Source organism: Nitrospiraceae bacterium (assembly GCA_035623075.1).
Classification (GTDB): Bacteria; Nitrospirota; Nitrospiria; order Nitrospirales; family Nitrospiraceae; genus DASPUC01.
In genome coordinates this window covers 11959-31081 of record DASPUC010000024.1, presented here as the reverse complement: position 1 = coordinate 31081, position 19123 = coordinate 11959, and the positions used below count along the sequence as shown (strand labels likewise).

Genomic DNA, 19123 nt, shown 5'->3' with positions numbered 1-19123 from the left:
CTAGCCCCTCGCCCCTCGCCCCTCGCCATTTCTAATACCATACCGCAATACTCTCGCCTGCATCCACCGGACTGCAATCAAATCGTAAATTCCCTTGAACAACCGATTGCCCACACCGTACTTCGACACACCGTGCGCCCGTGGATAGTGGCGTACCGGAACTTCCGTCACAGTGAATCCGTGCATGAGCGCGAGCGCGGGGAAAAATCGGTGCATCCCGTTGAACAATTGGAGTCGATCCACGACCGCCCGGCGGAAGATTTTCAACGAGCACCCAGTGTCACGGACGCGATCACCCGTGACAGCGCTTCGCACGGCGTTGGCCACGCGCGAAGAGATTTTCCGGACCAGGTTGTCATGTCGATTAATGCGCCAACCACAAACCAGGTCATGTGTTTGGAGCAGAGGCAACAATGTCGCGATGTCAGCCGGGTCGTTCTGCAAATCTCCGTCCATCGTGATCACGGCAGCCCCAGTGGAGTGCCGGAAACCCGCGTCGAAGGCAGCGGATTGGCCGTAGTTCCGATCGAAGTGGAGGACTTTGACTTCGGGATTTTGAGCGGCGAGCCGGTCCAGCACGTCGCTGCTGCCATCGGAGCTCCCATCGTCCACATAGAGAATTTCGAACGCCGCTGCGCGCGATTCTTCACGAGCACCCATGACCTTCAGCAGTTGTTCGGTCAGCGGCACCAGGTTGTCTCGTTCATCCTTGATGGGGATGACGACGGAAGCCCATGGACGGGATGGCACGGTCATGGAGAACAGAGGTTCCTGAACGAGCAGGCAAGCCGAAACGTCACGGACGCATTCTACCGAACGTCAGGAAAACCGTCAAACCACGCGACACCAGCGCGGGCTCGTGGCGAGAGGCACGAGGCAAGGGGTCAGAGTGAACAGGCAAGAGGCGAGGGAGAAAACATCCGGTGCTCCGCCCACTAGCCCCTCGCCCCTTGCCACGGGCCTGCGTGCGCCTACTTCGCCATCGCGGCCTCCCCAGCCGCGATCGTGAAGCGCATCGTCCCCATCAAGCTCATGTCGTTGACCTGCTCGCCCGCGTGGATCTCGACTTTGTACCGGCCGGGCTTCCAGCCGCCCTGGGGCGGAAAGAGTTTGAGATAGCCGGTCTCATCTTCGAGCGCGATATACATCGAATCTTCGCCAACGGGTGTTCCGGGCTCGAGCCCCGCGACCTCCTCGGAAAAGCAGCGGCCGAAGACCTTAAAGGCCTGGTAGTGTTGGTGAAGCTCAAACACGATGTAGACGGCCGGAGCATCAGGTCGGAATCGCTGGGTCGGTTTGACCGGCACAATTTCATGGGTGCGGCGAAATCCCAATTCCTCTTCAAACCCTTCCGACATCGTGATCGACCGGAACATCCCTTGCGGTGGGGCGTTGAAGTCGTACTGCTTGACGTCCTCCTGACGGAGTTGGAAGTCGTTGATAGAAGCATTGGGAACAATCGGGAGGTCTTCCGCTAGGGCCTGGGTCGCCGCCATCGCACAGATGAGGAGTGCATGGGGCAGAATGGGACGCAGACCGAGCATGGTGTGGGGGAAAACCATAACTGTCTCGTACACCGCCTGTGACGGCCTGTCAAGGAAGAGAAGAAGCCGTCAGCGGTCAGCATTCTCTTCACCCCTCCTTGGTAAGGAGGGGTTAGGGGAGGTCGTCTTCGCCGAGATTCGTGTCTGCCGAAATTCAAGTACTGGATGGAATTTTTCAGCGGCTGTTTGAGATCGGAGCGGCTAACTTGTATTCGATTGCCTCTGGGCATGTTGCGCTACCCCTCCTTTACCTCCCCTTACAAAGGGGAGGTACTAAGAAGGCTGACGGCCAATCTCTGACGGCTCTTCTCCCATTGCGACTGTTTTGAGCCATCTGTTAGAATTTGCAACCTTAAGGATTAGGCAAGAGGCGCGAGGCTAGAGGCAAGTGGGAAAGCAACGGATTCTTCACCCCCTAGCCCCTTGCCCCTAGCCTTTCGCCAGGATTTGATGATGTTGCAAGACGCAGACGCGTTACCCCAGCTCATCGGCGACTATAAGCCGGTCGATCAGTGGCAAGTCCATATCAATTGGCTCTTTTATCGATTCCGCGGCGACCAAGTCCGAAAATTTTATCAAACGTTTGCCTCGGCCGACTATCGACTCGCCCACGCTCTCGCGGCGGATTACTACGATCGCGTTGGCAAACGCGATCGGGCACGAGGCACGAGGCGAGAGGCTAGAGGCAACACACAAGAATCAACCCCTCGCCCCTCGCCCCTCGCCTCTAGCCTAGTGGTACACGAGTGGGGACCCGGCAACGGCAACCTGGCGGCCTGCTTTCTGAGTCACCTCAAAACGCTGGATAAAGACGGAACGATCTACCCACGCCTTCAATACGTGTTGGTCGATTGGGAGCCGGCGGTGCTGGAAGCAATCCTGTCCCGCCCGGACCTGGCTTCCCATCGTGACCACATCCAAACTCTGCAGGCCCATGTCGATCGGTTGGAGACGGTGGCCGACGGGACCGTCGACCGGATCATCTGCAACGAACTCTGGAACGATCTGCCGACAAAATTGATGTCACGCCACGGCAGCGAGATCGAGGAGGAATTCCTCCGGCCCAACATCAGCGAGAAGCTCCTCCCGAAGATTCATGACTGGTCGGCCTTCGTGCGTGCCTTTGACGCCAGGGATGCGGAGACACTCAAGGCCTTCCCGCCGTTTTTCGACGACCTCGTGTGGGAAAAGGAACATCGGACGGTCGAGTGGAAGGACGTGCCGTTCCGGAAGACCATCACGGAATTTCTGAAGAAGATCGACGAGCAAGTCCTCGTGCCGGTGAATATCGGGGCCTGTGCCACAGTCAAAGAAGCGAAACGGATCCTGGCGCCGGACGCAGTGGGGCTGAGCAGTTTCGACGCCGGCACAGCGGACATGAAAGTCCTCAACGACCCGGAAAAGCCCTGTTACGGCCAGTTCGGCGGGCAGTATAGTTTCATGGTGAACTTCGCCCTCATTGAATCCGCGGCGAGGCAGCTGGGCACAGGAGCAGTGACGGTCGAGAGTCAGCGCGAGTTCATCGGGCGCAGCCTGAACACCAACGTCGTTACCCTGATGGATTTATTGGCGACCCATCCGTCGGCCGGATCCAAGCTGGAGCCCTGGGAACAGGACCGCTTGATCCTCAACACGATTCAAGCCTTGAACCAAACGTACGAAAGCCCCTACGAGCGCAAATTGGATTTCCCGATTCGAGAAGACATGCCGAGCGAAGAACGCAACACGCTCCGGGCCCTCGTCGGATCGTTGAAGCCGACCGGCGTGCCGGACACCGTTGCCTACCTGACGGAAGAGGAACTCACGCGCGCGTCACACGACCTCGAAGACATCGGGTACGATCCACAGACATTTTTAGTGGCGCTCACGGCTCCACCAGGCCCTGTGGATTACTGTCACTGTTTTATTCAGTCTCGTCCCTCCGACTAGGGCCGAACGGCCTCTCCCAGGAAATTTCCCTTGACTATTCTTTTGTTCTTCTATAGCCTTCCCCGCGATTGAGGAAGGCCCCCACCTTTCTGAGAAGAAGAGGCTGTTTGCGTGTCCCCATCAAGGTGCGTGAGGACTGGGGAACTTGAGCAACCGGAGAAGGTGAGTCTCGCAGATGTTTGGCTCATTCGGGTGGATGGAGCTGCTCCTGATCTTGATCATCGTCTTGATCATTTTCGGGGCGGGGAAAATCCCACAGTTGGGCGAAGGGCTGGGGAAAGCCATCAAGGGCTTCAAAAAGAGTGTCAACGAACCGGACGCCATCGACGTCACGCCTCCCGCTGCGGAACAACAGACGGCGCAGATCGCACAGACTCACACAGCTCCACCTCCCGCGGCTCCAGTGGAACAAGGACAGCAGACCAAGCAGGGATAATCGATGGATAGGCATAAGGCACGAGGCACGAGGCAAGTGGCATGAACGGCGGCTTGCAGCTCTCTCGCTCCTTTCTCTGTGCCTCGAACCAAGGACGGAACCATGTTTGGATTGGGTGCCGGCGAGATTCTCATCATCTTAGTGATCGCCTTTTTACTGTTCGGCCCCAAGCAGTTGCCTGAAGTCGGCCGCCAGGTCGGCAAAGCGGTCAAGGGATTTAAGGAAACGGCGGAGGACCTGCGGAAATCGGTGGAGCCGGAGCTGAACATGCTCGAGCAGGAAGTCAAAATGGTCGAGCAGGACTTCCAAGCGTCGATGAAGGAAGCGGAAGAACAGATTGCCGCGTCCACATCGCTGGAGGAGAAGACCGGCGGCTCGACAGGAGAGACGAAGCAGGTATGAAAGGCCAGAGGCGAGTGGCTAGAGGCAAGGGGCAGAGAAAACATCTTTCCTCTAGCCTCTTGCCCCTAACCTCTAGCCTTTCGCTGGTCGCGCGCGACCAGCGAGATGATGGAAGGAGGTGACTGCTTCTCAACTGATCCGGTGATGAGATCGTCCGGCGGTGAAGGAAGCCCGAGTCGAAGAAGCAAAAAGCATTTGTCAGAATCTGTCGTCTGAGAGAGTGATGGGGGACGTGGGCACAACGGTCTTCCAGATTCGAATCAAGGCAACGTCAGCGTCAATGCAGTTGGATGTCAAGTCGGTGGCTAAGCACAGGCAAGAGGCCAGAGACACGAGGCAAGAGGGTCGATCCTCTCGCCTCTCGCCCCGAACCTCACGCCCGCCGCAAGGCCATCATCCAATTCACAGGAGGAACGCTATGAGACGTATTCTACGACGGACAGGGTGGGCCACCAGCCTGGCCACCTTCTTCAGCGCGGCCATGATGGCAGCGGGCATGTCATTCGTGAGCGCTCCGGCCCAAGCGGCCTTCGAATTGCCGGAAGGTGAGAAGATCACCAACGTGCCGGCGATCCCTCGGAACATCCCTCAGAAAGAAGCCTATGAACTGTACGATCCGCGAATCGGCAAGAACTTTGATCTCAGCAAATTCTGGCTGCGCGCGGACCTTCGCGTGAGACCGGAATGGAGAAACGGCGTCTGCTTCGGCGGATCCGGGCAAACAGCGTACGGGGCTTGTAACGCCGCCGTGGGAAGCACCGCCAACGGGACAGCGCCCAGGCCGGGCAGTAATGCAGCTGCCGGCAACGGGATTGGAGCGAACAACTCCTTCGTCCAACAGTGGGTCCGTCTGGGTGTCGGCTATGACCTCTCGCCAGATGTCAACTTCTACACCGAATTGATCTACTCCAACGATTGGGGTACGAGCGCCAATCCGGCAGTTCCTGGTCAGTCTGGGGGTCCCGCGCTGAACAACAACTGCGGGCAGGCTCAAGCGAACGGCTCAGCTGGGTGCTCCTTGGGTGTCAGGGCCGCCTATATGTTGGTCCGGAACCTGGCGGACGTCCAGGGTTTGAGCATGAAGGCGGGCCGCCAATATCTGGTCTTCGGCGCCCAATCCCTGTTCGGTCACTTCGACTGGGCCAACACCGGCTTCTCCCATGACGGAGTGATGTTCCAATACTCCACCAAGCCGGTCGACATCTGGGCAGGCTTGTTCCGCGAGTCGGACCAGAATATCGCCCAGGCTGCCTCGACCGGAAGTTTCAACAACTGCGCTGCTGGCGCAAACGCCGGCTGCCAATCCAAAAACAATTCCACCGTGGGTATCATCTATACCCAGATCAAGTCTGTGCCAGGGTTCATCATCGAGCCCCACTATTTTCTCTACATGAACAGCGAGAATGTGACGAACGGGGCATCGGCTTGTACTGCCGCTGGCGCCGGGTCCCTCGGCTGCGGTGCTTCATCAGCCTCCGGCGACTGGATCGCGAAATCAAACTCGCAGATTCGCAACACGGTCGGCAACCGGGTCGAGATGCGGAAGGGCAACTTCGACTTCCAGGACGAATTGGAGTACCAATTCGGCCGGATGGCGTCCGGTCAGTTCGCCTCGAACGCCATGAATATGCACATCAATGCCTGGGCGACCAGAAATTGGCTCGGCTATACGTTCTACCAGAGTGAATACAAGCCGAGAATCGCGGTCAACTTCGACTATGCCTCGGGCGACGGTAATGCAAACTGTAACGCCCCCGTAGCCGGAACCGCGACGAACAAAGTCTGCACCACAGCCAACACCTTTGAAAACCTCTATCCCACAAATCACATCCATATGGGCTATATGGACGTGCAATCGTGGAGGAACATGTTGAGCCCGTCGGCCAATTTCCAGATCCGGCCGACCAAGAACGACCACTTCGAGATCTGGTACACGAACCTCAACCTGGCCAATTCAAAAGACAACTGGTACCGGGGTTCTCAGACTGTGTATGTCTTCTCGAAGGCAACCAACTCGAACAAACATATCGGCGACGAAGTGGACTTCACGTTGACCCATATGTTCGCCGATGGCAAAGTCGCGGTTCAGGTCGATTACAGCTATCTGTGGATCGGCGACTACATCAAGAACAACCTGGGGAACAATTCGAACCAGCAGTGGGCGTACATCTCACTCTGGACGAATTTCTAAGAACTAGGCACGCAAGGGGCGAGAGGCGAGAGGAACTCTCGCCTGAGCCGAGCAGCCGAAGCCCCGCGGGGTGATCCCCCGCGGGGCTTCATATTTTTGAGGCGGGGACAAGTTTGGAGTGAAGTAGCGGTCAGCGATCAGCGTTCTCAATTTTCCTCCCGTTTGTAAGGGGAGGATAGGAGGGGTAGCGCAAGATGCCCAGAGCCGCACGAGGACAAGCAGGCCATCTCGATCTCAAGCGCCGACTTCGTTCGGATATGACTGGTCCTGAGAAGCGACTGTGGTCGAGATTGCGGGCGCGGCAACTGCAGGGGGTCAAGTTCCGCCGGCAACATGGCATTGGTCCGTACATCGTGGACTTCTATTGTCCGGAACGGTCGCTTGTCATTGAAGTCGACGGCGACAGTCACGCCGATGCCGAACAGAGCCAGAAAGATCAACGTCGTGACCGGTATCTTCAGTCCATCGGTCTGAGTGTCGTTCGTTATGGGAACGATGACATCATGAAGAATCTCGACGGTGTACTCGAAGACCTGCAGAAGCGATTGACGTTAGGATCGACCCCCCCAGCCCCTCCTTATTAAGGAGGGGTGGAGCTGAAAGCTGACCGCTGAGGGCTGACAGCTGAATGCTGATGGCTGATGGCTTGTTTACGCCCTCAGATTCCCCGCGCGACGAAACTGCTCTTGCAGCTCCTCATACGTCTGCGTGACGGGGAATTGCGGAAACTCTTTCGGCAGGTGGGCTGGCGGGCGGAAGAAGAAGCCGGCGTGGGCTTCGGCAAGCATGGCCGTGTCGTTGTAGGCGTCGCCGGCGGCGAGCGTGTGGAAGTTGAGCGATTTGAAGGCGGCAACGGAATGTTTCTTCTGGTTCTGCATCCGCATGTGATGAGCCAGAATGCGGCCCTGGCTGTCGATTTCGAGCTGATTGCAGAAGAGCGTCGGATACCCGAGTTGGCGCATCAGCGGCAACGCAAACTGATAAAAGGTGTCCGAGAGGACCACCAGCTGACACCGTTCACGTAGCCAGGCGATGAAATCAATCGCACCTTCCAAGGGGCCCATCTTTTCGATCACGGATTGGATGTCGGCGATGGTCAGCTTGTGTTGATCAAGGATCGCCAGCCGCCGTTTCATCAAGGCGTCGTAGTCCGGCATCTCCCTGGTCGTGATTTTTAGCTCATCGATGCCGGTTTTGCGCGCGACCCCGATCCAGATCTCGGGGACTAAGACGCCTTCCAGGTCAAGACAGACCATCACGGGCTTTTGCATTCAGTTGCTCCTCTCCCGTTTCTGTTAGTATTAGTAATGGCGCGAGGCTAGGGGCGAGGGGCTAGAGGGAAGATGTTTTCTTCACCCCTTGCCTCTCGCCTCGCACCTCTTGCCCAACGTTAAACGCCTGGCTCAAAAACCGCCAGACTTTATCCAGTGCCCGATCGAGCAACGTCGTGCCCTGCCAGCGCGGTTGATTTTCCGCTTGATGCCGGTCAGCCCAGTCCATCGCGACGGGGAGCGGAATGAGCCGCGGCACGGAGTCCGTCAGTTCTGCCCAAAGCAGTCCCAAGACTGATCCCATTCTGATGGGAACCGGAAGCGGCTGAACGGGATTACGAACCAGATCCTGGCACCATTCTGCCGGCGACGTGACGAGCAACTCACGGCAGGCGGCGGGCCTCGCCTCATAAATGGAACACATTTCCAGTTCGAGAAAGGGACAGGGCATCCGCAGTGAGTAATAGGCGCGATTCAACGGCTCGAAATCTTCGTCGGAGCGAGCCTCCGTTCCCTCTGCCACAGCGGAGAGTTGATCCAATAGACCATGTTCCTGGAGCTGCTGTTTCGTCTCAGTCAGGCGGCGGGTGATGAGATTGCGACGATCGACGGGAAGATTGTCGACGTACTCCTTCAACGCAAACGCTTCAGGAGGCGAGAGAGGGACCAGCATGCGGCAGCAGGCGGCGCATCCCATTCGACAGGAAATGGCCTTGCCTGCCTCGGCGGCGCGGTGCTCTTCGAGCCGCTCGGCTTCTTCTCCCAGCCGACGCATGGCAGGAACGATCGCCGTGATCGGCACGAAGCCGGTCGGGACGTCGAGTGCCGACGAGAGCTGTCCAGCCGGGGTGTTGAGCACAATGTCGAACCGTTCTGCCATAGAAGGTTTGGCGAGGGGTGCGTGACCTCCCCTTCCCCCTCCTTATTAAGGAGGGGCTAGGGGACGTGGTTTGCCTCTCGCCTCGCACTTCGTGCCCGCCATCGATCGGCATCATAGAGAACGATCGATCAACGGGTCAACCACATGGCCTGGCGCCGATCGTGCTGACCGGTTCTTGCTCCCCCCATATGTAAAGCCGCATAATGCGCTCAGGGAGTCAGCTATGGCGCTCTCCGGCCATGTGGTTGGGTTGCTCAAAGAGTACATGCGCGATCTGGTGACGCAGGCCGAGCAGGAAGCGGTCGCCCATGCGTCGTTTGGGTTTTCTTCCGCTCCCTATCGGGCAGATCAAGCCCTCTCGGACTTACTGGCACTGCTCGATGACCGCATCGAATCAGAAGTGTTCAGGTCGGCCTGCCGGAAGGATTCCTCCACGAGATGTGGACCTTGTGTAACGAGGTCCAAACGACAGTACGAGAGCAGGTCTGGTTGGAAACAAACAGCAGTGATCAGCCTGCCTCGAAAGCCCGCACGAGAGAATTGACGTATCAGACTTTGATCGAACTGATCCACGCCCGTTCCCAAACGTCATGAATCCGCTCGTCATCATCCCTGACCCCTCCTTAATAAGGAGGGGCGAGGGGAGGTCATTAGATCTTTCCCGTCAGCCAGTAGACCGCGAGTCCGATCACCTCTGCGATCGCATCCTGGCTGTATTGTAACGCGCGATCGCTCGGAAGGAAGGCGAACAGATTCAGATCCTTCCAGTCATCTCGAGGTTTGTTCTGCGCGACATAGGTACAGGGTACTGGAGTGACGCGGAATCCCTGCTTCGAAAAGAGGGCGGTGGCGCGGGGAAGATGACTGGCTGAGCTGACGAGGAGAATCGACGCTTGCCCCAGCAGCCGTCTTGTGCCGATGGCATTTTCATACGTGGTTCTCGCCTCTTCTTCGGTTACGATCGCATCGTCGGGAACACCGAGACGATGCGCCCACCGTTTCATTTCCGGGGCCTCTTTCGGACCTGATCCGAATACTGATCCGTCGCCTCCTGTCAGGACAAGCCTGGGAGCATAACCTCTCATGTACAAATCCACGCCACACGTCGTCCGATTGCGAGAATAAGAGGTGAGTTCAGCGGTGGGACGTAGCGTCCCTTTTTTATCGATCCCTCCCCCGAGCACAACGACGGCGTCATAGCGATCGGAAGAACCGATCACCGGCGGCGAGTACCAGGTTTCCAAGGAGCCGATCAGCTGGTTGGCAATCAAAGGGCTCGAGACGGTGACGAGCAGCATGAACGCAGTCACACTGCTTCTCCGGATCCATTTGAGACGTGAGGGATGAGGAGGGAAGAGGGACAACAACGTGGTTACCCCCAGAAGTACGACCACCCAGCTGAGCGGGTACACTCCGTACTTGACGAATTTGTAGAGGCCGAACAAGAATGGCGTAAGTTCCATCAATGTACCTCATCGCTTGTGGCGGAATAGCGGCCAGTGTGGCGTCCCGCCCCCTCACCGCCTCTCTCGAAATTTTCCTCCCCTTTGTAAGGGGAGGCAGAGAGGGGTAGAGTCGACCTCCCCTCACCCCTCCTTAATAAGGGGGGAAAGGGGGAGATGGGACGCAACACTAGGATACATCACATACACGGAGTCACCAAGGAGGCATGTTCGCACGATGGCACAAGGCCGGCAGTATTGGCTCATGAAATCCGAACCAAACGCGTTTTCCATCGATGATCTCGTGAAATCCCCGAAGCGGACGACCTGTTGGGATGGAGTCAGAAATTATCAGGCCAGAAACTTTATGCGGTCCATGGCCGTAGGAGACCAGGTGCTCTTCTACCATAGCAATGCTGATCCACCTGCCGTCGTTGGAATCGCGGAAGTCGTACGAGCGGCCTATCCGGATGATACCCAATTCGACAAATCAAGTAGTCACTTTGACCCGGGCAGCGATCCGGCCAAGCCGCGCTGGGACATGGTCGACATCATGCATCGCCAAACGTTCAAAACCGGTGTTTCGCTCGATCGATTGAAACGTGAACCGAAACTGAAAGGCATGGGGCTCTTGCAGAAGGGGTCGCGTCTGTCAGTTCAACCCGTGACCGGGGCGGAGTGGGCCGTGATCCTCAAGTTGGCTGGTGAATGAAGGAATAACCCTGCCGGTCCATGTGAGCTATAGGAGAGAGCCTCAGCCACGAAGTCGGCACCCGGTCTGACTCAGGTCTTGGCTTTCCCGTTGTACAGATGGCTGTGCTGCCAGTCCAACCAGGCGTGGCCCAGTTCGTGGGCGAGGAGATAACGGCGTCTGGTGACGGGAAGACGCTTGCGGAGATAGATCGTTTTGGCCTCATCGTCCCAGATGCCGTCTGCGTTTGAATCACGTCGATCCATCTCCGTGTCCGACAGTTGACGGACTGAGATCCGGTAGCCGAAGGGTAAAACCACTCGAGAGGGAATTCGCATCGCCATCAGTACTCCGTTGGATGTTAGCCTAACACAAACGCCGGCTCCGCTTCACAGCTAAATACTCTTAAAGAATCAACAGCTTATGTGTTTTATTCGCATGGAATCTGTGGGGACCCGAGGAGGAGAATTTCCTTTCTGGAAAGCGGTGGACAAGTGGAACTTGCTCTCCTGCATCCGACTGCAACCATCGTTCTGAGGGCCCTCTCGTGAAAAAGTGGTGGGGGGATCTCTCAGAGTGGTGAGAGGCGACTGTTGTGTTCCTGACAGAATTCTACAGTGCCCGAGCGGATCGGGGAGTGACCCTTCTATACGGAAGTGAGCGCAATGCTTTGCCTAACCGAACGCAGGGGTATAATAGTGATTGAGCGAGGTCAGCGATGCGTCGGGTTCTCGTCCTTGGGGCTGGGAAAATCGGTTCTCTGGCTGCGTGCTTTCTGGATGAGAGCCGCGACTATGAGGTGCATCTCGGAGATGTCAGTCTTGAAGCCCCCAAGCGATTGATCGAAGAGCTGAGCCTCGCTCGCGTCACACCGGTCCTGCTCGACGTTCGGCATCCCGACGCAGTCAGCGCTTATCTGACTGCCCACCGGTTTGAGGCGGTTCTCTCAAGCCTCCCGTATTTTTGCAATCCCACGGTTGCCGGACTCGCCCTAAAACATGAGTTACACTACTTCGACCTCACCGAAGATGTTGAAGTCACCGAACAAGTCAAGGTGCTGAGCGCCGGCTCGTCTCACGCGTTCGTGCCCCAATGCGGTCTGGCTCCCGGTTTCATCAGCATCGTCACGCACGATCTGATGACCCATTTCGAAACCGTCGACACGGTGAAGATGCGCGTCGGCGCCTTACCGGTTCATCCGAGCAACGCACTCAAGTATTCGCTCACCTGGTCGACGGACGGACTGATTAACGAATACGGCAACGTCTGTTACGGCATCGAGGAAGGTGAAAAAGTCCCGCTCCAACCGCTTGAGGGATATGAGACGATCGAAGTGGACGGGCTGCTCTACGAAGCCTTCAATACGTCGGGAGGACTCGGCACGTTGGCGGATACCTATGCCGGGAAGGTTCAGACGATGAACTATAAAACTCTGCGGTATCCGGGTCATTGCGAAAAAATCCACTTGCTCATGAAGGACCTCAAGCTCAATGAGGATCGCGAGACACTCAAACGAATTCTCGAACATGCCGTTCCCCAAACGTTGCAGGACGTGGTCCTCATTTATGCCTCGGTCGCCGGGAGGCGGGAAGGCGCCCTGTTCGAAGAAAACTATGTCAAAAAGATCTACCCGCAATGTTTGAAGGGCAGGCTCTGGTCGGCGATTCAAGTGACGACCGCGTCGAGTCTCTGTGCCGTGGTCGATCTCGTGCTCGCCGCCCCGTCGCGCTACAAGGGCTTCGTAACCCAGGAATCGCTGTCCCTGCAGGATGTGCTGACCAACCGGTTTGGAGCCTGTTTCCGGTGAATAGAACGTCGGAAATCCTGAAAGGATTGGGCTTGAGTGCGGTGAACGCCGGCGGAAGCACCGGTGTGGGGTGGTGGGCCAAGGGGGACGGCCGCTCGTTCGGCTCGGCGAATCCTGCGACCGGTGACGTGATTGCCCAGGTGCAGCCCTGCTCGTCCGACGATTATGAGTCCATCGTTCGCCAAGCAATCGAGTCGTTCGAGCGCTGGCGACTGGTGCCGGCGCCGCAGCGCGGGGAGCTGGTCCGGCAGATCGGGGTCGCGTTGCGCGATAAGAAGGACCTGCTCGGGTCGCTGGTCTCCCTCGAAGTCGGCAAGATCAAAGCGGAGGGCGACGGCGAAGTCCAGGAAATGATCGATATGGCGGACTTCGCGGTCGGACAAGCCCGCATGTTGTATGGCCAGACGATGCAATCGGAACGGCCGCAGCATCGGATGTATGAGCAGTGGCATCCGTTGGGACCAATTGGGGTGATCACGGCGTTCAATTTTCCTGTGGCGGTCTGGGCCTGGAATGCCTTCGTCGCCGCGATTGCCGGCGATACGGTGGTCTGGAAACCCTCGCCGAAAGCGCCGCTCTGTGCCGTGGCGGTCCAACACATCTGCAACCAGGTGATGGAGCAGCAGGGCTACCGGGGCATCTTTTCGCTCTTGATCACCGAGGAGAACACACTCGCTGAGACGATGGTGCACGACCGCCGGCTGCCGCTGATCTCATTTACCGGGTCCGTTCCCGTCGGTCGGAAGGTTGCCTCGGTCGTGGGGCAACGGTTAGGCCGCACATTGCTGGAACTTAGCGCCAACAATGCCATCATCGTGGACGAAAGTGCCGACTTGAACCTAGCCATTCGCGCGATCGTCTTCGGCGCGGTGGGAACGGCCGGCCAGCGTTGCACGACGACCAGGCGGCTGTTGGTCCATGAATCCCGATATGATGAGGTGGTGACGAAACTCGCTTCGGCCTACAAGCAAGTGCGCATTGGCAATCCGCTGGAGACAGGCGTGCTCATGGGGCCCCTGATCGATCACGCCGCCGTCGAGGCCTTCCGTGCCGCCATCGAGGAAGTCACGAAAGAAGGCGGTACCATTTTGTATGGCGGACATGTTTTGGACCGGTCGGGGTATTTTGTCGAGCCCACGCTCGTACAGGCCCAGAACCACTGGCCCGTCGTTCAGCGAGAAACCTTCGCGCCGATCCTCTACATCATGACGTTCAATACGATCGAGGAAGCCATCGCACTACACAACGATGTCCCGCAGGGCCTTTCCTCCGCGATTTTTACGTCCGATATTCGCAGAAGCGAGCGCTTCCTGTCGGCAGCCGGGAGCGATTGCGGGATTGCCAACGTGAACATCGGCACCTCCGGAGCGGAAATCGGCGGGGCCTTCGGTGGAGAGAAGGAAACCGGTGGCGGGCGGGAAGCCGGCTCAGATGCCTGGAAAGCCTACATGCGGCGCCAGACGAATACGATCAACTGGGGCACGGAGTTACCGTTGGCTCAAGGAATCAAGTTTGGGGAATGACCTGCCCTACCCCCTCCTTATTAAGGAGGGGCAAGGGGAGGTAAGGAGTCGTCACCATGGACCAAGCGGCTCAACTCGATGCGCTGATCAGCCGAATGATTGATGCGTATGTGGCGCGCAACCACGCGGCCAAAATCCTCCGGGAATTGCTGGAGGAGGCTGGCGTCGGCTTCTACCCGGTGGCGGACCATCTGACCCTGCGGACGCTGGACGTCGATCGGCGCGCCGAGGAATACACGAAGCTCGGTTACGCCTACAGTGAGACGTTGCAGTACGACGATTGGTACGCCAAGGTCTATCGAAAAGCCGGGTATCCTGCACTATTCGTGGATCAGGCCTATCCTGACGAACGGGGTAAAACGAGTATCATCCCCGGATGGGTCAAAAAATTCGGAGACCATGTCTACCATCACGTCGCTGCGCGTGTGGACGATATCGAGAAGGCGATCGATCGGCTGAAGATGAAAGGCGTCGTCTTTGCAGGCCAGATCGTGGGCGCGCGCGGCGGCCCATTACGCCAAATCTTTACTGCTCCTGAAATGGTCGATGGTCAGCCGTTTTCGGTGCTCGAACTCGCCGAACGGCACCGCGGCTATCAAGGTTTCTCCCCGCCACAGGCCGATAGTTTGATGAAGTCCACGATCAAGTGAGAATGTTGTAAAAGCCTTCCAGCTGCGTTCTCGCCTCGCTCAAGGCCTCGACGTACAGAACTGAGTACGCCTCAGCCTTTCGCTCGCTGCGGCCTTGCTGAGCAGGCTTTTTCAGCATTCTCAGTGAGAACGATATTTTCGCCCACGCACTCCGGCTGAAAGATTTGCTTGTCTTGCGCACCGGTAATTTTGCAACAGTCTCAAAGTAGCCTCCAGCTATCAGCCGTCAGCTATCAGGTAGATACCGATGCCGTATCGTTCGAAGACGGATGTCAGCATTGTCAGAGAATCATGGTAGACGAGGAAGCCGAAGAGGACGAGCAAGACCCCGCTCATCGCTGAAACGACGCCGAGGTACCCGCAGACCCGTTTGAACGAAGCCAGGAATCGGTCGATCCCCAGCGCTGCTCCAAAGAACGGTAAGCCCAAACCGGCCGAATAGAACGTCAGCAGCATCACCCCGTCCATAAGGGTCTCAGTCGTGCTCGCATAGAGCAGCATGGTGCCGAGCACCGGACCCACGCAGGGAGTCCAGCCGGCGGCAAAGGTTGCCCCGATCAGTGCTGAACCGGCATAGCCTGCCGGACGGTTTTGCAGATGAATGCGCCTCTCTGCCATGAGGAATGTGAGTTTCAAAATGCCCATGAGGTACAGCCCGAACAGGATGATGCAGACGCCGCCGACTTTCCGGATGAGCTGCTGATGGTCCGTCAGGAACTGACCGAGTAAACTGGCCGAAGCTCCGAATCCGATGAAAACAAGTGAAAAGCCCACAGTGAACAGGAGTGCATTGACCAGGATCGTCTTGCGCTGACGGCGCCGCTCGACGGAATCGGATAGTTGGTCCAGTGAGAGGCCGGTGATGTATATGAGATATGAAGGAACCAGCGGCAACACACAGGGAGAGATGAACGAGAGTAGTCCAGCGACAAAGGCGGCCATCAGTGAAGTCTGTGGAAGAGATTCGAGCATAATTATGACGGCAATCGAAAGTGGGGAGAGGGCGGTTACCCTCTCCCTACCTGCGATTATCATCCTTTCAGTGTGGACAGAAACTCCCGGAACTGGAAGTTCTGAAGGATGCCTCCTCCACGATGGACCAGCACGATGCTTCCCTGAGCATCCAACAACACGTACGTCGGGGTCGCGTTGACCTTGAACGCCTGGGCGACCCAGCGATCTTCGTCATAGGCGGTTGGGAAGACGAACGTCCCGGACCGTTCTTTGACGAATTGTGTGACGTTCGTTCTGGTGTCTGCGAATCCGATCGAGACGATCCGGAGTTGCGCCGGTCTTTCCCGCTGATAAAATTCTCCCACGAGCGGCAGGTCGCGCTGACAGACCTTGCACCAGGGAGCCCAGAAGACCAGCAAGGTTGGCCGGCCCTTCAGCGATTCATTGCTGTAGGACTCGCCAGTGAACGTGACCAACTCGAACGCCGGCGCCGGCCAGCCGGTCGGTGTCGCCAGCAGCTCCGGCGATCCAGACAAAACGATCAAGCATACGAGAATGCTTGTACCGAACCAACGCATGACGACCCTCCGTTTCATGGCTTAATATAGAGGTAACCTTCCTTCTGCAGATCCGCGATCCGCTTTACAGCTACCGGGTGCAGCGTGGCGACAAATCCCTTCGCCAAATTGTCGATGGTCTTGCCGAAGGCCTTCATCGACACCTGACACATCTCCGCCTTGGCGCCTTTCTCGATGATCTGATCGAATCGCTTCGTCATCTCCGGGTCCATCTTGTCCTTCTCGAACAATTCAAGCGCTGGTCCGTGCACGACCAGCTCGACATCGATCTTGTCCGGCCCGCCTTCCGCATCGATGTGCTTGTTAATGAGGGCGAGCGCGTATTTCGCCACCTCCGGGTCTTTTCCATCGACGTGATAGAGAACCTTGACTTTCTGTTGTCCTTCGGCCGCCTGAGCCTGACTCACAGGCCACGCCAGCATGGTCGCGACTACGAAAACAAGGGACAGCACCTGCATGCGACTCGCGAAGCTCATCATGGCATCCTCCTTGATGTAGTGAACGTGAAGTGAAATGGAATTCATGCGCACATCGTACGTGCCGAGCCGGCGAGCCGGTAGGGGAGATCGCTTCGAAAGAGGAACATTTATTCCCCTATCCGATAGGGGGGAATGCCCCCACCCTTGTCCTCCCTCATAGATTATGGAGGAGGGATGGGAGGGGGACTACTGTTTGGGATGTTGTTGGGTGAAGTAGACAGCTGCCTGAGATCGGCGGGTGACGCGCAGTTTCTGAAAAATATTTTCGAGGTAGTGGCCGACGGTTTTGTCGCTCAGGTTCAACGAGACGGCGATTTCTTTATTCGTTTTCCCTTCCGCCACCAAAGCCAGCACCCGTTCCTCCTGAGGCGACAAGGGCTCACGTTTGTCCTGTTGCGCCGGCGCTGATAGAGATTTCACTTTGGCGAGCACGCGCTGCGTGACGGCAGGGTCGAGGATCGACTGTCCCGATGCCACCGTCTTGACCGCATCGATCAACTGCTCGCTGCTCACTTCCTTCAGGAGAAATCCATCGGCCCCGGCCAGGATGGTGGCGAGCACCGCGTCATCGTCCGCAAAGGAGGTCAAGAACAGTACCCTCGTCTCAGGATGCGTCGCACGGATCGCGCGACAGGCCTCGATCCCGTTCCCATCCGGAAGCCGGACGTCCATCAATATGACGTTCGGTTTGAGCCTTAACGCGTCTGCCACGGCGGAGACCATGGTGCCGGCCTCGCCGACGACTTGAAATCCTCCGGCCTCGGCAAACAATGTTCGCAGACCGATGCGGAGGACCTCGTGATCGTCCACCAAGAGGAGCCGGATCGGTTTCGTCTCAGGTCGCGGCATCAGTTCGCTCCTGAGGGAGGTCGCACACAATCCTTGTTCCGTGACCTGGCTCGGACGCGACCTCAAACCGGCCTCCCAGCTTTCTGGTACGCCTCTCCATATTAATCAACCCGTGACCCTGCCCCATGACAGTTCCGACATCGAACCCGACTCCGTCGTCCTCCACGGTCAGACGGACCGATCCATCGTCCAGTTGGAGTGAGAGTGTCCCTGTGCGAGCCGCTGAGTGCCGGCGGCTGTTGCTCATGGCTTCTCGGGCGATGGCGAGCAGATGCGTCGCCTGTTCGGGGGTCAACCGGTCCGCAGCGATGGAACTCGTCACCATACGAAACTGAGGTTGGTGCGAATCGTTGAACTCGCGCACCAGTGAGCCCAGGGCCGCTTCGAGCGCCCTTCCGTTCGAAATCGTCGGCTCGACGCCGAGAATATACCCCCGTAGGTCTCGTATGACGGACTTAAGGCCGGCTACCGCCGCGCCCAAGTGTGCGCCGAGACCCTGTTGGACTGTTGAGGCGAGACGTTGGCATCGTTCGAGATTGAGCCCGATGGCGAAGAGGGACTGGATAGTACTGTCGTGCAGGTCCTGGGCCATGCGCTCTCGTTCATCGAGGAGCTGACGGAGCTGTCCCTCGCTCCGCCGTAAAGTCTCCTCGGTTTCCATGGTCCGCGCGAGAGACGTTTGTAAGTCGGAGGCGACCTGTAAATAATTGCGCCCAATGTATCCCAATGCGAGGAGGGAGGCGATCAGACGTAGCGAATGCCAGAACCACCAGCGGTTGTCCCAGGGGATTGAGTACATGAACACGAACTCAGCGAGACCGAACAGGAGAGCCAGGCTCGCGAAGAGCGCATCCTCGGATCGACCAGAGCGCCGGTAGTCCCACAGAAGGCGCGCCGTCGCCGCCAGAAAAAACAGGCAGGCCAGACTTTGCGGCGCAACCGCCGTCGGCGTAAATTCTCCATTTCGGACCATCTCGGGAATCTGCTCGGGAAAGATCAGAAACCACGTTCCCAACGACAAGGCTCCGGTTGCGACGATTAAGGGGACTCGACGCAGCCTCGATTCACCATCGGGAACACGCGACCTCCACACCAGCAGAAAGCCGACGCCGCCCGCCAGGCTGGCCAGGTTTCGAAAGAGCACGAAGCCATTGCCCGGTTGCGAGATCGCATGAAACTCTTCGAGGAGTCCCATGCCGAGGAATCCAGCGGCGAGCGCCCGGTATTTTCTGGAAGCGGACTCGCTAGGAGTATGCAGTAGCACCATCGCCATCGCGATGGAGACGAGGCCTCCCACTGCCTCAATGGCCGAGTGGAGCGCCTCATGGTGCCACCGCCAATCAGGCCACCAGGCATGCATGGCGCTGCCGGCCGCCAGCGCTCCGGCACTGCCAGCGATGACGACGAGATATGGGACGGACGGACTGGTCCACATGGTTGCTATCGTCGCGGTCATTCGCCTGGTCACATTCAGGACACAAGCGAACGCAAAGATCA

General features: G+C 57.8%; 21 protein-coding genes. 10 read left to right on the top strand and 11 right to left on the bottom strand.

From position 1 onward, the window contains the following. Window positions 1-756 (bottom strand): glycosyltransferase family 2 protein, encoded by a 756-nt coding sequence (locus tag VEI50_06760; protein HXX74812.1) that lies wholly within the window; start codon window positions 754-756, stop codon window positions 1-3. A 215-nt stretch (window positions 757-971) separates the two neighbouring features. Next, window positions 972-1562 carry a hypothetical protein gene (locus VEI50_06755; GenBank protein ID HXX74811.1) on the bottom strand — a complete coding sequence of 197 codons (591 nt, stop codon included), beginning with the start codon at window positions 1560-1562 and terminating at the stop codon, window positions 972-974. 432 nt (window positions 1563-1994) lie between these two features. Here VEI50_06755 and VEI50_06750 point away from each other — a divergent pair, with 432 nt between their 5' ends. The 5 genes from VEI50_06750 (at window position 1995) to VEI50_06730 (ending at window position 7086) form a co-directional block, all read left to right on the top strand. Then, window positions 1995-3473: an SAM-dependent methyltransferase gene (locus VEI50_06750; GenBank protein HXX74810.1), complete on the top strand. Its 1479-nt coding sequence runs from the start codon at window positions 1995-1997 to the stop codon at window positions 3471-3473. A gap of 175 nt (window positions 3474-3648) precedes the next feature. Beyond that, complete coding sequence (gene tatA, locus VEI50_06745) at window positions 3649-3909, top strand: twin-arginine translocase TatA/TatE family subunit (GenBank protein ID HXX74809.1); 261 nt, start codon at window positions 3649-3651, stop codon at window positions 3907-3909. Window positions 3910-4011: 102 nt separating this feature from the next. Then, complete coding sequence (locus VEI50_06740; protein ID HXX74808.1) at window positions 4012-4311, top strand: twin-arginine translocase TatA/TatE family subunit; 300 nt, start codon at window positions 4012-4014, stop codon at window positions 4309-4311. A gap of 418 nt (window positions 4312-4729) precedes the next feature. Then, entirely contained in the window at window positions 4730-6502 is a 1773-nt protein-coding gene (locus tag VEI50_06735; protein ID HXX74807.1) for an alginate export family protein, read from the top strand. A gap of 194 nt (window positions 6503-6696) precedes the next feature. Continuing rightward, window positions 6697-7086 carry an endonuclease domain-containing protein gene (locus VEI50_06730; protein HXX74806.1) on the top strand — a complete coding sequence of 130 codons (390 nt, stop codon included), beginning with the start codon at window positions 6697-6699 and terminating at the stop codon, window positions 7084-7086. Window positions 7087-7152: 66 nt separating this feature from the next. Here VEI50_06730 and thrH read toward each other — a convergent pair whose 3' ends face one another. Further along, entirely contained in the window at window positions 7153-7773 is a 621-nt protein-coding gene (thrH, locus tag VEI50_06725; protein ID HXX74805.1) for a bifunctional phosphoserine phosphatase/homoserine phosphotransferase ThrH, read from the bottom strand. A gap of 61 nt (window positions 7774-7834) precedes the next feature. After that, window positions 7835-8653 carry a YkgJ family cysteine cluster protein gene (locus VEI50_06720; GenBank protein ID HXX74804.1) on the bottom strand — a complete coding sequence of 273 codons (819 nt, stop codon included), beginning with the start codon at window positions 8651-8653 and terminating at the stop codon, window positions 7835-7837. A gap of 223 nt (window positions 8654-8876) precedes the next feature. Here VEI50_06720 and VEI50_06715 point away from each other — a divergent pair, with 223 nt between their 5' ends. Beyond that, window positions 8877-9197: a hypothetical protein gene (locus VEI50_06715; GenBank protein HXX74803.1), complete on the top strand. Its 321-nt coding sequence runs from the start codon at window positions 8877-8879 to the stop codon at window positions 9195-9197. 106 nt (window positions 9198-9303) lie between these two features. Here the strand turns inward: VEI50_06715 and VEI50_06710 are convergent, their stop codons facing one another. Then, the gene (locus VEI50_06710; protein HXX74802.1) at window positions 9304-10116 is read right to left on the bottom strand and encodes a YdcF family protein; all 813 of its coding nucleotides are present in this window, start codon (window positions 10114-10116) and stop codon (window positions 9304-9306) included. A gap of 217 nt (window positions 10117-10333) precedes the next feature. Here VEI50_06710 and VEI50_06705 point away from each other — a divergent pair, with 217 nt between their 5' ends. Further along, window positions 10334-10807, top strand: coding sequence for an EVE domain-containing protein (locus VEI50_06705; GenBank protein ID HXX74801.1), 474 nt, complete (start codon window positions 10334-10336; stop codon window positions 10805-10807). A gap of 71 nt (window positions 10808-10878) precedes the next feature. Here the strand turns inward: VEI50_06705 and VEI50_06700 are convergent, their stop codons facing one another. Further along, the gene (locus tag VEI50_06700; GenBank protein ID HXX74800.1) at window positions 10879-11130 is read right to left on the bottom strand and encodes an ImmA/IrrE family metallo-endopeptidase; all 252 of its coding nucleotides are present in this window, start codon (window positions 11128-11130) and stop codon (window positions 10879-10881) included. A gap of 374 nt (window positions 11131-11504) precedes the next feature. Between VEI50_06700 and VEI50_06695 the strand changes: the two genes are divergently transcribed. Genes VEI50_06695 through VEI50_06685 form a run of 3 tightly spaced genes read left to right on the top strand, consistent with a single transcriptional unit; the run spans window position 11505 to window position 14766 of the window. After that, a complete protein-coding gene (locus VEI50_06695) occupies window positions 11505-12593 on the top strand; it encodes a saccharopine dehydrogenase C-terminal domain-containing protein (GenBank protein ID HXX74799.1) in 1089 nt (362 codons plus the stop codon). Continuing rightward, complete coding sequence (locus VEI50_06690; GenBank protein HXX74798.1) at window positions 12590-14116, top strand: aldehyde dehydrogenase family protein; 1527 nt, start codon at window positions 12590-12592, stop codon at window positions 14114-14116. The genes VEI50_06695 and VEI50_06690 overlap by 4 nt, the downstream gene beginning before the upstream one ends. 56 nt (window positions 14117-14172) lie before the next feature. Further along, window positions 14173-14766 (top strand): VOC family protein, encoded by a 594-nt coding sequence (locus VEI50_06685; protein HXX74797.1) that lies wholly within the window; start codon window positions 14173-14175, stop codon window positions 14764-14766. Between the two features lie 219 nt (window positions 14767-14985). Here VEI50_06685 and VEI50_06680 read toward each other — a convergent pair whose 3' ends face one another. The 5 genes from VEI50_06680 to VEI50_06660 all read right to left on the bottom strand — a co-directional run bounded on the left by VEI50_06680 (window position 14986) and on the right by VEI50_06660 (window position 19082). After that, on the bottom strand, window positions 14986-15708 hold the full coding sequence (locus VEI50_06680; protein ID HXX74796.1) for a cytochrome c biogenesis protein CcdA: 723 nt from the start codon (window positions 15706-15708) through the stop codon (window positions 14986-14988). Between the two features lie 89 nt (window positions 15709-15797). Next, window positions 15798-16298, bottom strand: a complete 501-nt coding sequence (locus VEI50_06675) for a TlpA disulfide reductase family protein (protein ID HXX74795.1) — start codon at window positions 16296-16298, stop codon at window positions 15798-15800. A 14-nt stretch (window positions 16299-16312) separates the two neighbouring features. After that, window positions 16313-16822 carry a DsrE family protein gene (locus VEI50_06670; protein HXX74794.1) on the bottom strand — a complete coding sequence of 170 codons (510 nt, stop codon included), beginning with the start codon at window positions 16820-16822 and terminating at the stop codon, window positions 16313-16315. 141 nt (window positions 16823-16963) lie between these two features. Further along, window positions 16964-17626, bottom strand: coding sequence for a response regulator transcription factor (locus VEI50_06665; GenBank protein HXX74793.1), 663 nt, complete (start codon window positions 17624-17626; stop codon window positions 16964-16966). Further along, on the bottom strand, window positions 17613-19082 hold the full coding sequence (locus VEI50_06660; protein HXX74792.1) for a sensor histidine kinase: 1470 nt from the start codon (window positions 19080-19082) through the stop codon (window positions 17613-17615). Before VEI50_06660 ends, VEI50_06665 begins: the two co-directional genes overlap by 14 nt. Between the last annotated feature and the right edge of the window lie 41 nt (window positions 19083-19123).

What these genes read in the sequence shown, in the direction of transcription:
- VEI50_06760 (HXX74812.1), bottom strand. Translation starts at nt 756, where the DNA reads ATGACCGTGCCATCCCGTCCATGGGCTTCCGTCGTCATCCCCATCAAG.
- VEI50_06755 (HXX74811.1), bottom strand. Translation starts at nt 1,562, where the DNA reads ATGGTTTTCCCCCACACCATGCTCGGTCTGCGTCCCATTCTGCCCCAT.
- VEI50_06750 (HXX74810.1), top strand. Translation starts at nt 1,995, where the DNA reads ATGATGTTGCAAGACGCAGACGCGTTACCCCAGCTCATCGGCGACTAT.
- tatA (HXX74809.1), top strand. Translation starts at nt 3,649, where the DNA reads ATGTTTGGCTCATTCGGGTGGATGGAGCTGCTCCTGATCTTGATCATC.
- VEI50_06740 (HXX74808.1), top strand. Translation starts at nt 4,012, where the DNA reads ATGTTTGGATTGGGTGCCGGCGAGATTCTCATCATCTTAGTGATCGCC.
- VEI50_06735 (HXX74807.1), top strand. Translation starts at nt 4,730, where the DNA reads ATGAGACGTATTCTACGACGGACAGGGTGGGCCACCAGCCTGGCCACC.
- VEI50_06730 (HXX74806.1), top strand. Translation starts at nt 6,697, where the DNA reads ATGCCCAGAGCCGCACGAGGACAAGCAGGCCATCTCGATCTCAAGCGC.
- thrH (HXX74805.1), bottom strand. Translation starts at nt 7,773, where the DNA reads ATGCAAAAGCCCGTGATGGTCTGTCTTGACCTGGAAGGCGTCTTAGTC.
- VEI50_06720 (HXX74804.1), bottom strand. Translation starts at nt 8,653, where the DNA reads ATGGCAGAACGGTTCGACATTGTGCTCAACACCCCGGCTGGACAGCTC.
- VEI50_06715 (HXX74803.1), top strand. Translation starts at nt 8,877, where the DNA reads ATGGCGCTCTCCGGCCATGTGGTTGGGTTGCTCAAAGAGTACATGCGC.
- VEI50_06710 (HXX74802.1), bottom strand. Translation starts at nt 10,116, where the DNA reads ATGGAACTTACGCCATTCTTGTTCGGCCTCTACAAATTCGTCAAGTAC.
- VEI50_06705 (HXX74801.1), top strand. Translation starts at nt 10,334, where the DNA reads ATGGCACAAGGCCGGCAGTATTGGCTCATGAAATCCGAACCAAACGCG.
- VEI50_06700 (HXX74800.1), bottom strand. Translation starts at nt 11,130, where the DNA reads ATGGCGATGCGAATTCCCTCTCGAGTGGTTTTACCCTTCGGCTACCGG.
- VEI50_06695 (HXX74799.1), top strand. Translation starts at nt 11,505, where the DNA reads ATGCGTCGGGTTCTCGTCCTTGGGGCTGGGAAAATCGGTTCTCTGGCT.
- VEI50_06685 (HXX74797.1), top strand. Translation starts at nt 14,173, where the DNA reads ATGGACCAAGCGGCTCAACTCGATGCGCTGATCAGCCGAATGATTGAT.
- VEI50_06680 (HXX74796.1), bottom strand. Translation starts at nt 15,708, where the DNA reads ATGGCCGCCTTTGTCGCTGGACTACTCTCGTTCATCTCTCCCTGTGTG.
- VEI50_06675 (HXX74795.1), bottom strand. Translation starts at nt 16,298, where the DNA reads ATGCGTTGGTTCGGTACAAGCATTCTCGTATGCTTGATCGTTTTGTCT.
- VEI50_06670 (HXX74794.1), bottom strand. Translation starts at nt 16,822, where the DNA reads ATGAATTCCATTTCACTTCACGTTCACTACATCAAGGAGGATGCCATG.
- VEI50_06665 (HXX74793.1), bottom strand. Translation starts at nt 17,626, where the DNA reads ATGCCGCGACCTGAGACGAAACCGATCCGGCTCCTCTTGGTGGACGAT.
- VEI50_06660 (HXX74792.1), bottom strand. Translation starts at nt 19,082, where the DNA reads ATGACCGCGACGATAGCAACCATGTGGACCAGTCCGTCCGTCCCATAT.